The sequence below is a fragment of the Parapedobacter sp. genome, from assembly GCF_035556095.1.
Lineage (GTDB): Bacteria > Bacteroidota > Bacteroidia > Sphingobacteriales > Sphingobacteriaceae > Parapedobacter.
In genome coordinates, this window is sequence record NZ_DATMFT010000021.1 from 282,853 (window position 1) to 297,205 (window position 14,353).

Here is a 14,353-nt window from a genome sequence, read left to right on the forward strand (position 1 = left end):
GTTTATTGATTTGAAAATTAGAAAACGTGTCGATTTAGCGATTTGATGAAGTAGTTGGTTACAGATAGGTGAAAGGAAAGCGTAAATGAAGAAAGACAATATGATAGCGAAGGAAGTGGAGCAAGCCCGCTTATATCAAAATAGACGGCAGTTTCTCGCACGTCTAAGCGTAGGTATAGGAAGTGCGGCATTGGGTTCGTTGCTGATTCCGGATCTTTTTTCAGGAAGCAGTACAGGTGGCGAACGTCTAGCATCGATGCTCCCCCATTTTGCACCCAAGGCGAAACGGGTAATTTATTTGTTCCAAAGCGGCGGTGTTTCTCAATTGGAGACGTTCGATCCGAAGCCGAAGCTGCGGGAGATGATGGGGCAGGATTTGCCGGAGTCAGTTCGTGGCGGTCAACGACTTACGGGTATGACGGCAGGCCAAGCGACTTTTCCACTAGTGGGTTCATACTATGATTTTGCCCAATACGGCAAAAGCGGTGCTTGGGTGAGCAATGTATTTCCCCACATGGCCGGGGTGGTGGACGATCTCTGCATCATTCGGTCGCTACATACCGATGCCATCAACCACGACCCGGCCATCACGTTTTTCCAAACGGGGGCACAGCAGGGTAACCGTCCCAGTATGGGCGCTTGGTTAAGCTACGGGCTGGGCAGCGAAAACCAGAACTTACCGGCTTTTTGCGTGCTGGTGTCAAAAGGGCGGGGTAACGGTCAGGGTGTCTATGCAAAACTATGGACCAATGGATTCCTCGACTCCGTGCATCAGGGGGTGCAGTTCATGGGTGGTCCGGATCCGGTGTTATACCTGAGCGACCCTGCCGGCACAGATCGCATGAGCCGTAGGGCACTCTTTGATAAACTGGCAGAATTGAATAGCATCCAATTTGATGCGTTTGGCGACCCGGAGATTACCGCAAAAGTGCAGCAGTATGAAATGGCTTACCGGATGCAGACGTCAGTGCCTGAGGTGACAGACCTCTCGGGTGAGCCGGATCATATTATCAAGTTGTATGGTCCTGATTGTTTGGTGCCCGGTACTTACGCTGCGAACTGTTTATTGGCGCGAAAACTTTCCGAAAACGGTGTGCGCTTCGTGCAGCTGTACCATCAGGGGTGGGATCAGCACGATAGTCTGCCCGGCCAGATGGCTATGCAAGCTAAGGATGTCGACCAAGCGTCGGCAGCATTGGTGACCGATTTGAAGCAGCGTGGTTTGCTTGATGAGACGCTGGTTATTTGGGGAGGTGAATTCGGACGGACAAACTACTGCCAGGGTGCCTTGGCCCATAACAACTATGGTCGGGACCATCATCCGCGTTGTTTTAGCGTGTGGATGGCCGGAGGGGGTATCAAGCCGGGTATCGTTTATGGGGAAACGGACGAATTTGGGTATAACATTGTTAAAGACCCAGTGCATGTGCACGATTTCCATGCTACCATCCTCCATCAATTGGGTTTGGACCATGAGAAGCTTACTTATCGGCATTTAGGTAGGCGTTATCGGCTAACAGACGTGGCGGGGACTGTCGTAAAGGATATATTGGTATAAGGATAGGAGATGAAGATTATCCATTCCCTGCTGGTTAACCTGCTGATTGGCCTTGTTGTATTTATCTTGTTTTTTTTGGTTTTTGAGCACACCATCGTTATACCGCCGGTGTTGCAGGTACTTGGACGAGCTCATCCGCTGTTGCTGCATTTTCCGATTGTATTGCTGGTGCTTGCCTGGTTGCTGGCGTGTTTCGGTAATCGGTTTTCATTACCACCCCGCTCCGCCGCGCAGATGGTATATGCCCTCCTTTTTACCAGTGCGTGGACTGCTGCCATTACGGTGGTGGCAGGTTTGGTGCTTGCACAAGAAGGTGGGTATGAAGGCAGTGGTTTCCAATGGCATAAATGGATGGGCGTGGCCCTGTGTTTTTTCTCCGTTCTATTGTTAATCTATCACCGTCGTGCGATTGGCGTAACCGGTCGCTATGATGTTGTTTTTCGAGCGGGATTGAGTGTTTCGCTGATTGTCTTGGTGGTGGCCGGGCATTTCGGGGCCGCGTTGACTCACGGCGATGATTATCTTTTCGAACCGTTGCGCAGCAGTCAACAGAAGACGTTGGATGTCGCCACGGCGGTTGTATACCCCGATTTGGTTTACCCCATATTGGAGGCGAAGTGTTTGAATTGCCACAGTAGCAGCAAAGCAAAAGGAGGACTTGTGCTGGCCGACACCGCTTCTTTGCTGGAGGGGGGCGAAAGTGGCCCAGCATTGGTTAAAGGCTCAGTGGCAGAAAGTCTAATTATCGAGCGGCTATTGCTTGATTTGGACCACGAACATCGGATGCCGCCGAAAGGCAAGCCTCAATTGACCTCCGAAGAATTAGCCTTAATCAATGCATGGGTGGCCTCGGGGGCAGACTTCAATATGCCGTTGGCAGCATTGCCGGTCGATGACACGATCCGCCAGTTGGCAACGGCACTTTATCCAGTTGCGGAAGACACCTATGATTTCCCGGCCGCCGATGCCGATATTGTCAAATCGCTAAATACGCCATACCGTGTGATCCGGCCACTTGCCCAAACATCTCCGGCATTGTCGGTGAGTTTTTTCGGCAAAACATTCTATACAACGCAATCACTTCAGGAGTTGACGCAGATTGACCGGCAGGTCGTTTCCCTGAAACTGAGCGGCATGCCGTTGGTCGCCGACGACCGGGATGTGCTGGGACGCTTTTCCAACTTACGGGAATTGGCATTAAATGATACGCCGGTGGACGATACGTGGTGCGGCATGTTGGCCAAGCTCCCAAAATTGCATACACTCAGTGTGAGCAGTACGTCGTTAACGGAAGCTGGCTTAGCCACCTTATTGTCCGCACCCGCGTTGAGGACAGTATATGTGTGGAATACGGGTATCGAGGCGGCGGCGGTAGAAAGACTTCGTCAGGAGCATGGGCATATACGTATCGAACAGGGCTACCTTGACGATGGACAAACGGTGTTGCCGTTGAATGACCCTATAATCACACCCGCAACGAAGTTTTTCCAGGATAGCCTGTGGGTGACGTTGCGCCACCCGGTACCCGGTACAACGCTGCGTTATACAATCGACGGAAGTGAGCCTGACAGCGTGATTGCTCCAGTTTATCGTGAGCCGTTTTTAATAACTGATGTGACTTCCATTCGGGTGAAGGGCTATAAGCCGGGCTGGATATCGAGCAGGGAAGCTGCCCTAACCTTCCACCGCACTAGCCGTGTGCCCGATTTGGTGGAATTGTTGACGGCTCCGAACCCCCAGTATAGCGCCAGGCGTGCCCATACGCTATATGATCTCGAAAGCGGAGGAAACAACCATGCCGACGGAAAATGGCTAGGGTTTTATGGTGAACCCGTCGGTGCGGTGTTGTCTTTCGACACGGCCATCGACATTCGCACCGTAAGTATCAGCGTAAAACAGGATTATAATAGCCATATCTATCCACCGAAACAGATTGATCTGTGGGGTGGAATAGACTCGGCACATGCGCAGTTGCTCGCCGAATTCCGACCGGACCTTCCGGCCGCTGCTGCGCCGACGCAAGTGGTGGAAGTCCCGGTCGTTGGAGATAACATCCGCTATTTACGCGTAGAGGCCAAACCGTATGTGCCCATACCCGAAGGCTATCCGGCTACGGGTAATCCGGCGTGGATTTTCGTCGATGAAATCATGGTTCGATAAAATTGAGTCGGCAAAGCCAAAAACCAAGTACACCGTTTGAAAAGCCTCAAAATGCAGCTTTTTGGTGCGTTTTTGATTCGCTTCACAAAGTTTTGTGAGGTCTGGAGTATTTTAGGGGTGGCTTTCGTTACCTTTGTTTCTGACTGGAGAAGACCTGTAATTCACAAGGCGTTTTAACAAGTTGGGGCAGGTATGCCGCTTGTGGGTGATTAACCAGATCCAGTAATAATGAACCGGCTTTTTGTCCGATTTCATAAGGTTGTTCTTTGAGTGAAGCAAGGGGGGGCCGTTCGAGGTATTGGATAACTGGATTGGCTCCGTAACCAATCAGTTCGATAAAATCGGCCTGCGCAGGGAAATCCCGGCGCAGGCAGTTCAGCGCATCGAGCATCACCTGATCTTTGAACGCAAGGATCGCAGTAGGAGGCTTGTCTAACTGCATCAATCGGCGCGTGGCCTGTATGTTGTTTTCTTGGGTAAAGTCGCTTTCCTGGACGAGTGATTTATCGAACGGAATGTGATGTTGAATCAGGCCATCCCGGAACCCCAAAAAGCGATCCCGACTGGTGGTCCAATATGAGGATGCATTGATGAAGCCAATTCTCCGGTGGCCCCTTGACACAAAGTAAGCGATGGCATCGATAGCGCCTGTATAGACATCGCTGCATACACAATGGTGTTCTTCGTTGATGGGCTTGCGCATGAAATATACGATGGGCGTACCCGAGTTGACGAATTCGTTGATGTGGGTGGTGTCAACGGTTTCGCGGGAAATGGCGATAATCAGGCCATCCACGCGATTGCTCTGCATCGTAACGAGGAGTTCCTTTTCCCGGTGGATGCTTTCGTGGCTTTGGCCGATAAGCACATTGTAGCCATGATCGTATGCAAATTTTTCAAATCCTTCCACGGCAGCTACGTAGAAGTGGTCGAGCATGCTCGGAATGAGGATACCCAGTGTGAACGATTTCTGCTGTTTGAAACGTATAGCAGTCTGATTGGGAACAAAGTGTAGTTGCTTCGCGAGCTTTTTAACGCGCTCTTTGGTGATAACGCCGATATTGGGGTGATCCCGCAACGCCTTAGACACGGTAGATGGCGAAAGATTCAATGCCAATGCAATGTCTTTTATTGTAGCGCGTTTGTGGTCCATTGGGCTAATATAGTTAAAAAGCTGGAGTAAGGTAATACTGGAATGATTAGCAAATAACGTATAATCTTTATATTCAAATAATGGAAACGAGAAGAGCATTTATTCAAAAAGGCCTTTTAGGTATGTCTGCGGCCACGGTGATGGGTACATCCGTAGCTCAGGCGTTTTCCGGTAGCCCGAGACCTGCCATTGCAGAAGATCGGTTTGCATTGGGAATCGCCGGTTTTAGTTTTGCGCATTTTAACATCGACGAGTCATTAGCGATGATGAAGCGTATGGACGTACATTTTTTATGTATCAAAGATTTCCATCTTCCGCTCGCCAGTACCGATGCCGAAATCGCTGCCTTTCATGAAAAGTTGGCGGCCTCCGGTGTAACCGGTTATGCGGTGGGACCACTGTATATGACCAAATCCAAAGCCGAGATCGACAATGCCTTTGCGTATGCAAAGCGAGTTGGCGTGAAATTGATTGTCGGGATTCCGAACAAAGAAAATTTAGCGTACATTGCTGATAAAACAGCTGAGTATGACATCCGGTATGCCATACATAACCACGGTCCAGAAGATAAATTATATCCCAACGCCACGAGCATTTTCGAATTGGTAAAGGATTTGGACCCGCGCATGGGACTATGTTTCGATATGGGGCACAATATGCGAGACGGCCAAGACCCTGTTCGTGATATAAAACGGTACCATAAACGGATATTCGATATCCACTTAAAAAATGTAACGGCGGCCGATAAAGATGGTAAGACATGTGAATTAGGTAGGGGTGTGATTGACATTCCAGCATTCATCAAGGCTTTGCGTAAGGTAGGCTACGATGGAAAATGTAGCCTCGAATTCGAGAAAGACATGAAAGACCCACTGGCGGGGCTCGCGGAAAGCGTCGGTTATTTCAAAGGCGTATCGGACGCTTCTTCATAGCGGTAAGTATCGTTCGCGATGAACCCGATAGGATAAAAAAATAAAATGTTGCTTTTGCGTTCATTGGCCCTTCGGGGTGTAATCGCCAAAGGCTCCATCTGACCATTGAAGATTAAATTATAAACAGATGAATAAATATGAATATTCGAGGAGAGCATTCCTCAAGCAGGCTATGCTAGCCTCTGCTGCTGCGGCTGTTACGCCCAGTATACTGTCAGCTATGCCGAAATTGGCCGGTCCAAACGAGCGTGTTAACTTAGCATGTATCGGTATTGGCAATCGGGGCGCACAGATCATTGGCGATTTATACGCGACCGGGTTAGCCAATATCGTTGCACTTTGTGACGTGGATATGGGGGCACCGCATACGGTTAAAATATTGGAGCAATTCCCCGATGTGCCGCGCTTCCAAGATTTTCGGCAAATGTTCGATAAGATGGGCAACGAAATCGACGCCGTATCTATCGGCGTGCCCGACCATTCGCATTTTCCCATCACCATGCATGCCATGGGGCTCGGTAAGCACGTGTATGTGGAAAAACCGCTTGCCCGCACATTCCAGGAGTGTGAGCTGCTGATGCAAGCAGCACGCAAGTATAAGAACGTGGTTACACAGATGGGAAACCAAGGGCATTCGGAGGCAAACTACTTTCAGTTCAAGGCATGGGTGGATGCCGGTATTATTAAGGACGTGACCGCTATTACGGCTCATATGAACTCTCCACGCCGTTGGCATGGATGGGATCCTAATATCAAATCGTTCCCACCCGCAGAGCCGATACCGGATTCGCTAGACTGGGATCTTTGGCACATGGCCATTGCTGAGCAACACAACTATAACCATGATTACATCAATGGGCAGTGGCGTTGCTGGTATGATTTCGGTATGGGGGCACTGGGCGATTGGGGAGCGCATATCATCGATACGGCCCATGAATTCCTTGATCTAGGACTGCCTTATGAGGTAGAATGCACGAAAGCCACCGGGCATAACGACTTTTTCTTCCCCATGTCATCCACCATCGTATTCCGGTTTCCGAAACGCAAGCGAATGCCAGCGCTCGATATCACGTGGTACGATGGGCTCGACAACCTGCCTCCTATCCCGGAAGGGTACGGCGTATCGGGATTAGACCCCAATATTCCGCCGCCAAGTACGGGCGATATTGAACCTGTGAAGTTGAATCCGGGTAAAATCATTTACGGCAAGGATCTTACATTCAAGGGCGGATCTCACGGCAGCACACTCTCCATCATACCCGAAGAGAAGGCATTGGATATGGCATCGCGCCTACCCGAAGTGCCGGTGAGCCCATCCAACCACTTTGCCAATTTCCTGAAAGCATGTAAAGGAGAGGAAAAGACGCGGTCACGATTTGAGATTTCAGCGCCATTGAGCCAAGTATTCTCGTTAGGTGTCATGTCTCAGAGACTCCACACGAAATTGGAATTTGATCGGAAGAAAAAAATAATTACGAACAATAAAATAGCGAATGAACTTCTGGTAGGTCCACCGCCGCGTAAGGGCTGGGAACAATACTATAAAGTGTAACAGTTAATAATTGACAGTTGATAATTGATGGTTGGGAACTGTTTACGCTGTAATCGGTTTTCAACTATCAATTTTTCATTGTATATTCACCTCCATGATTGGAAGGTGCTTATTACTCCTCCTGATCTCCTATGAAAGCTTCGCCCAAACCTATGTCGGTCCAAGCCATCAAGCCATGGGTCAAACGGGCACTGCCCTTGAGGGGATTTATAGCATAACGGCGAATCCGGCAGGGTTGGCCGGATTGGAGCGTGTTGCCATGAGCGTTGGCTATCAATACCATTTTTTTGCAACCGATATTACTACGCAAGCCGCCTTATTGGGTATTCCAACTAGATTGGGTACCTGGGGGCTGGTGGCACGCCGGTTCGGGATGGATGGGGCGTATCACGACACCAAAATAGGGTTCGCCTTTGCCAGACGGCTCGGCCCTCGGTTATCAGCGGGAATGTCGGCGAGTTACCATCAACTTTATATCCCAAACTATTTAAGTGTCTATTCTTTCGTTGCCGATATCGGGGCTCAATACCATTTCGATCAAGGAGGAACCATCGGCATTCAATATACAAATGTAGGCAATGCCGACTATGGTGCCACGGTTTATGGCACTATCCCATCATTCGTTAAGGTCGGTTTCAGTTACCCGCTGGCGATGGTTACCCTCGCCGCCGATCTGGCCTATCGGTTTGAAAACAGCGTGAGTGGCCACCTCGGTATTGCGTATCGGATAGGCGATGTTTTGTGTTTGCGGGGCGGGTTATCGGTTAATCCCTTACTGCAACACGCGGGTTTCGGCTTCCGTTGGCAGCAGTTTGTATTTGACGCAGCGGCGACATTCCATCCGCACTTGGGGATGTCGCCACAAATCGGTGTGGGATATGCGTTTTAGTCGATGCTTCCTCGTGGCGGCTACGTTATGCTCGGCTTACGCTGCCCATGGGCAAACGGATGTGGATATGCTCATGGAGCAGCTCACGGAATTGGCTATTGAAGACCTTGGTGAAGATTTCGATTTGTCGGACCTTGCCGACCGTTTATATTACTACCAGCAGCATCCCATCGACTTAAACCGCACCGATGGTAGCGAATTGAGAGAACTCCAATTTGTACCCCAATTGTTTATCGATAATTTATTGGACCACCGTCGCCGCTCGGGAGCGTTTGTTGCGATCCAAGAGCTGCAGGCGATCGATGGACTGGAAACCGAATTGCTCCGTTTGCTATTGCCGTATGTAATGGTGGGGGAAAAGGCTCCACTGGCCGGTGTCGGCATGGGCGAATTGCTGCGAACCGGGTCGCACGACCTGATGGTGAGGTACGGCCGGACAGTGCAGCAACGACGAGGATACGCGATTACTGATACAAGCCGCTCGCGGTATCTTGGAACCCCCGATCAGGTATTCGTGCGCTATCGCTACCGATATGGCAACGACCTGCAGGTTGCGTTGAATATGAAAAAAGATGCTGGCGAATCGTTTTTCAACGGCGCACAGCGGCACGGGTTTGATTTTTACTCAGGGAGTATTTACCTACGTGACCAAGGCAGGTTCCGGAATATCGTGGTTGGCGACTACGCACTTCAATTCGGGCAGGGGTTGGCAATGTGGAATGGACTGGGATTCGGAAAGGGGGCCATGGTGCAGGGCATCGTTAAACAGGCTACGGGTTTACGGCCATATACCTCATCCAATGAGCTGTTGTTCTTAAGGGGCGGGGCGGCTACGGTGGCGTTTGGGAAATTCGAAATCACACCGTTTTTTTCGTGGCGTGGTCTCGATGGATCACTGTCGATGGCAGACAATGGCCGAATGAGCGTGGGTTCCCTTGGTCAAACCGGTTTGCACCGTACGCCTACGGAGGTTGCTAACCGCGATGCCGTGCAGCAATGGGTGTCGGGAGCGAACCTACTATATCAGCGCACACGGTTTCGCACCGGGTTATTGACCTATTATACCCGGTTCGACACGGCAATCGAACCGCAGCCGTTACTTCGCAACCAATACGCGTTTCGTGGCGACGCGCTTTGGAACAGCAGCTTATACTACAGTCACTCATGGCGGGGCGTGTACCTTTTTGGCGAGGCTGCACATAACTATGGTGGTGGTTTCGCGGTTATGCAGGGGTTGGTAGCCACGTTGCACCACCACCTGTCTTTGGCCTTACATTACCGCAACTATCAGCGCAACTACCAATCGTTTTTCAGTCAGGGACTAGCTGCCGGGAGCGATGTTGCTAATGAACGTGGCTTCTATGCCGGTTTGGTGTACCATCCTAACCGGAAAGTAGAATGGACGATGTACGGTGATTTTTTTCGATTCCCCTGGTTACGATACCGTATTGATGCGCCATCTTATGGTGTGGATTTGCTGACACAATTTACCTATAACTGGTATAAAAGGGCACATATTTCCGTGCGTTATCGGTATCGTCAGCGTCAGGAGAATGCGGTAGTGGGTGATGGGCAGTCCCATCGTCTCGTTGCCGATGTGCGGCACCAACAGATTCGGGTGAATGGTCAGTATAAACTCAGTGCCCGATGGACCATGCGCAATCGTGTCGAATTTTCCCATTACCGGAAGGAAGGAGTGAACACGGAATTGGGATTTATGGCCTACCATGATGTGATCTATAAGCCGCTTAGTGCGAAGCTGAGTGGTAACATGCGACTGGCGGTATTCGGTATCCCGAGTTACAATACGCGAATGTATGCTTATGAAAATGATGTATTGTATGGGTATTCGTTTCCAGTATACCATAACGATGGTGTCCGAGCGTATATCAACGCCCGTTACCGTATCGGTCGGCAAGTAGATTGCTGGCTGCGGTACGCTACATTTATTTACCGTGGTGTTGACGAGGTAGGCAGTGGTTTGGATGTTATTGCTGGCAATCGACGTTCGGACGTAAAAGTGCAGTTAAGATGGCAGTTTTAGCGACATCACAAACATATGATAATCACATTTACCATAGTGGCCATGCACCTTTTGTACGTTTCCTGATCGCGTTGATGGCTGGTATCGGGGTCGGATGTGCCGTAGTGCCAACGTGGCCATTATACCTCACAGCTTGGGGTGCGCTGGTCGTTGTTGTGAGTGTTTTTATAGCTATCCGATGTATGACACGGTTGCGCCAACACCGTTATTACAACATGATGGGTGTGTCTATCCTGCTGGCGTGGAGCGTCCTCGGTTGCCTGCTTACTTGGCAAACGGACCCGACGATCAACCGGACACATTTCAGCCATTTCAAATCCAAGGCACTGATCGGGTGGATTGCCGATGAACCCACAGTGCGGGGGAACCATATTCGGTTCCCTTTTAACACGACGCATGCGTATGCAGGCGATGGAATGCGCAACGTGACGGGTACGCTCATGCTTACCGTCCGGGTAGATGACAGTTTGATGTCCGAACAATTGAGTTATGGCGATGAATTCCTGGTTCCATCGGGCTACGAAACGGTTCCACCACCGTATAATCCTGGTGAATTGGATTACCAAAGCTACCTCGCCGGTAACCATATCTGGCATCAGGACTATCTTGTATTCAACGAATTGAAGAAGTTGAGCCGGGGAAAGGGGAACCCGATTATCGCTTATGCGCTGACCTTACGGCAGCGAATGGTCGCCAAGTTCGCTGAATACATCCACGATCGTGATGCCTACGCTGTGGCTTCTGCCTTAATTTTAGGCTACCGCGCCGAGATGAGCGATCGGTTAGTGCAGGCATTTTCCAATACAGGCACTATCCATGTATTAAGCGTGTCGGGCATGCATGTGGTTCTCGTGTTCTGGTTGCTAGCCAGATTGTTGTGGTGGATGGATCGGAGCAAGGGGTTGCGGGTAGCTAAGTTCATGCTCTTATTGCTTGCTGTGTGGGGTTATGCCTTGCTGACCGGATTTTCACCACCGGTATTGCGCGCGTCCATCATGGTGAGTTTTGTAATGGCGGCCACTATCTTCGGGCGGCAAAACCGGATTTACAACAGCATTGCGGCATCCGCGTTTTTCCTCTTGTTATATGAACCGAAGTTCATCATCGACATCGGGTTCCAGCTTTCCTATTTGGCAGTATTAGGTATTGTTTTCCTGCACCCTTTAATGCGTATTGTTTTTCCTGCAGGCAATCGGTGGCAGAAATCCGTAACCGACTATATTGGAATGTCAATCGGAGCCCAGGCCGGAGCGGGTCCACTAGCGGCGTATTATTTCCATCAATTTCCACTGTATTTCCTTCCTGCCAACCTGCTTATTGCCCTACCCGCCAGCGCCATTATGTATGTTGGGTTTGCATTATTGGTCTTGCCGGTTGGCCAACTGGCGCTATGGGCGGGAAAGGTATTAGAAAAGCTTATCCTTGCAACCAACACCTCGCTGGCATACGTTGAACAATGGCCGATGGCCAGTATTCGGGGTATTTGGGCGACTTGGTGGGAATCGCTGTTGGTATATGTGCTGATTTGGACGATAGCAACGGCCATTATGGCCCGGCGTAAGCCGTGGGTTTATGGTGCGCTGGGATGTGTCACCCTGTTGGTATGCACATCTTTTTCAGCGGCATTCAGCGATGTAGGTCCGCGAATCATCGTGTTTAATGTACGCCACAACCTGGCTGTTGGTTTGGTCAATCGGGAGGAAGCTTGGTTGTACACCAATCTGCCGTCTATGGACGACCGTACAATTGGTTACGCTGTTTTACCGGCACTGGAAGCCCATGCACCTACCGAAACCATTCATTTTGTGCCGGATGATAGTACATACGTTGACCGCCACGTGTACGCGAAAGGTGGTGTCTTACAATTCGGGGATGCCCGGTTCATGGTATACGATGGAACCCTCACATACGACGGTCGAATGAAGGTCGATGTTGTCATTTTACGTAATAATCCCCGAACATCGTTGGCCGTACTCTTGGAAGCCATTGATTGCAAGCAATTGGTGTTGGATGGATCTAATTACGATTCAACCATCGACCGATGGAAGGCCGAAGCCGAGGCCGCCGCACTTCCGGTGTATGTGTTAAAAGACAATTTTGCGTATGTTTGGCCATTGCAATCACCGGTCCCATGAACAGTGTAGACGTCCTTCGGAAATACTGGAAGCACGAGTCGTTTCGACCGTTGCAGGAAGAAGTCATCCGGTCGGTACTGGCAGGGCGTGATACGCTTGCGTTGATGCCGACCGGCGGCGGGAAATCGGTATGTTTCCAGGTGCCTGCCTTGATGAAGGAAGGCATATGTATCGTAGTGACACCGCTTATCGCGCTGATGAAAGACCAGGTTGAAAACCTGCAGGCTAAAGGCATTAAAGCGACAGCTGTTTTCTCGGGCATGACCAAGCGAGAGGTCGATATCGCACTCGATAACTGCATCTATGGTCCCATTAAGTTCTTATACCTCTCACCCGAGCGGCTTGGCAGCGATTTGGTGCAAGAGCGCATACGCCATATGAACGTCAATCTCCTGACGGTGGATGAAGCCCATTGTATTTCGCAGTGGGGGTATGATTTCCGGCCTTCATACCTGCATATCGCCACACTACGATCGTTGCACCCTCGCGTGCCCTTCCTTGCACTTACGGCCACGGCTACTGTCCGGGTGGTAGACGATATCCAAACACAGCTGCAGTTTTCTACGAACAATGTGCTGCGGAAGAGTTTCGTACGTGAAAACCTAGCGTATATGGCTTTTGATGAGGAAGATAAGCAAGGTCGCATGCTACGTGTCATCCGTAAGTTGCAGGGGAGTGGCATTATCTATGTGCGCAATAGGCGGGAAACGCAAGAGACGGCCCGTATCTTATTGAATGAGGGCATTTCGGCCGACTTCTACCACGCGGGTCTGGAAACCCCCGAGCGGGCGCGCAAGCAGGAAGCTTGGAAGGTGGGTGAGATCAGGGTGATTGTGGCCACCAATGCTTTCGGAATGGGCATCGATAAACCGGACGTACGATTCGTTATCCATCTCGATATTCCCGATTCGCTTGAGGCATACTACCAGGAAGCTGGACGGGCGGGACGGGACGGTAAGAAAGCCTTCGCAGTACTGCTCTACCACCAGAGCGACCGTAACCAACTGCTAAAAAATCATGAGCTGAGTTTTCCGGCAATCGAATATATCAAGCAGGTTTATCAACACTTGGCCAACTATTATCAATTGGCTCATGGCGCAGGAGAGGGGCTAGTGCTTGATTTTGACGTAGCCGACTTTTGCAACCGTTATAAGTTGGACGTGGTGATGACACTCAACGCCCTGAAATTCCTCGAACGTGACGGATGGATCAGCGTGAGTGAATCGGTATACATCCCTTCACGGGTGAAGTTCGAAGCAAACCAACAGGATTTATATAAATTCCAGGTGGAAAACGTTGCATACGACGGCCTGATTAAAACCGTCCTTCGCAGCCATGGTGGCGCATTTGATGATTTTGTACCGATTCGTGAGTATGAATTGGCCAGGAGGATGGGAAAGCAACGAGCCGCCATTGTTGACATGCTCGAATACCTTCAGCAGCTAGAAATCCTTTCTTATCTACCCCAGACCGATAGCCCGAAAATCCAGTTTTTACGGGCTCGGATTGACAGCAAACGGTTGCATGTAGATAGCCATTATATCCGTGAGCGGAAAACGGTCAAACAAGGCCAGCTGGATGCGGTCTTCGCCTATCTCGATGGTATGGATTGCCGGAGTAGGCAACTATTGGCTTATTTTGATGAGCACAATGCCAAACTTTGCGGCATCTGTGATCGTTGCCTGGTACGAAATAAGGTAGAGAACGTAGAGGAACGTCTTATGGCCGAAATGGCCGAGCTGCTTTCAGATGGGCCATTGAACATCGACCAGTTGGTGTTGGGACTGCAAACAGGCGATGAAACAACCCGGCTGGCATTTATACGCAAAAGGCTGGACGAAGGGCGGTTGAAAGTGAATGGCGACAAATACTATCTGGAATGATTGGTAAACCAAGAAAAATGTCTTATATTTGGAGACAGATTTCAAAA

9 protein-coding genes are annotated in these 14,353 nt (G+C 50.2%); 8 read left to right on the forward strand and 1 reads right to left on the reverse strand.

What is annotated here, in order from left to right; genetic code table 11:
- Nucleotides 1-85: 85 nt before the first annotated feature.
- Together VNQ80_RS11690 and VNQ80_RS11695 are read left to right on the forward strand one after the other, a co-directional pair.
- Nucleotides 86-1,558: a DUF1501 domain-containing protein gene (locus VNQ80_RS11690; protein ID WP_325638735.1), complete on the forward strand. Its 1,473-nt coding sequence runs from the start codon at nt 86-88 to the stop codon at nt 1,556-1,558.
- A gap of 9 nt (nt 1,559-1,567) precedes the next feature.
- A complete protein-coding gene (locus VNQ80_RS11695) occupies nt 1,568-3,718 on the forward strand; it encodes a c-type cytochrome domain-containing protein (RefSeq protein WP_325638737.1) in 2,151 nt (716 codons plus the stop codon).
- Nucleotides 3,719-3,845: 127 nt separating this feature from the next.
- Here VNQ80_RS11695 and VNQ80_RS11700 read toward each other — a convergent pair whose 3' ends face one another.
- The gene (locus VNQ80_RS11700; protein ID WP_325638740.1) at nt 3,846-4,871 is read right to left on the reverse strand and encodes a LacI family DNA-binding transcriptional regulator; all 1,026 of its coding nucleotides are present in this window, start codon (nt 4,869-4,871) and stop codon (nt 3,846-3,848) included.
- A gap of 80 nt (nt 4,872-4,951) precedes the next feature.
- On the opposite strand from VNQ80_RS11700, the gene VNQ80_RS11705 reads away from it, so the two are divergent.
- The 6 genes from VNQ80_RS11705 (at nt 4,952) to VNQ80_RS11730 (ending at nt 14,306) form a co-directional block, all read left to right on the forward strand.
- Nucleotides 4,952-5,803, forward strand: coding sequence for a sugar phosphate isomerase/epimerase family protein (locus VNQ80_RS11705; RefSeq protein ID WP_325638742.1), 852 nt, complete (start codon nt 4,952-4,954; stop codon nt 5,801-5,803).
- 127 nt (nt 5,804-5,930) lie between these two features.
- The gene (locus VNQ80_RS11710; RefSeq protein WP_325638744.1) at nt 5,931-7,355 is read left to right on the forward strand and encodes a Gfo/Idh/MocA family oxidoreductase; all 1,425 of its coding nucleotides are present in this window, start codon (nt 5,931-5,933) and stop codon (nt 7,353-7,355) included.
- Nucleotides 7,356-7,449: 94 nt separating this feature from the next.
- Nucleotides 7,450-8,244 (forward strand): hypothetical protein, encoded by a 795-nt coding sequence (locus VNQ80_RS11715; protein ID WP_325638746.1) that lies wholly within the window; start codon nt 7,450-7,452, stop codon nt 8,242-8,244.
- Nucleotides 8,234-10,288, forward strand: coding sequence for a helix-hairpin-helix domain-containing protein (locus VNQ80_RS11720; protein ID WP_325638748.1), 2,055 nt, complete (start codon nt 8,234-8,236; stop codon nt 10,286-10,288). Before VNQ80_RS11715 ends, VNQ80_RS11720 begins: the two co-directional genes overlap by 11 nt.
- On the forward strand, nt 10,276-12,423 hold the full coding sequence (locus VNQ80_RS11725) for a ComEC/Rec2 family competence protein (RefSeq protein WP_325638750.1): 2,148 nt from the start codon (nt 10,276-10,278) through the stop codon (nt 12,421-12,423). Before VNQ80_RS11720 ends, VNQ80_RS11725 begins: the two co-directional genes overlap by 13 nt.
- The gene (locus VNQ80_RS11730) at nt 12,420-14,306 is read left to right on the forward strand and encodes an ATP-dependent DNA helicase RecQ (protein ID WP_325638752.1); all 1,887 of its coding nucleotides are present in this window, start codon (nt 12,420-12,422) and stop codon (nt 14,304-14,306) included. Before VNQ80_RS11725 ends, VNQ80_RS11730 begins: the two co-directional genes overlap by 4 nt.
- The last annotated feature ends 47 nt before the right edge of the window (nt 14,307-14,353 follow it).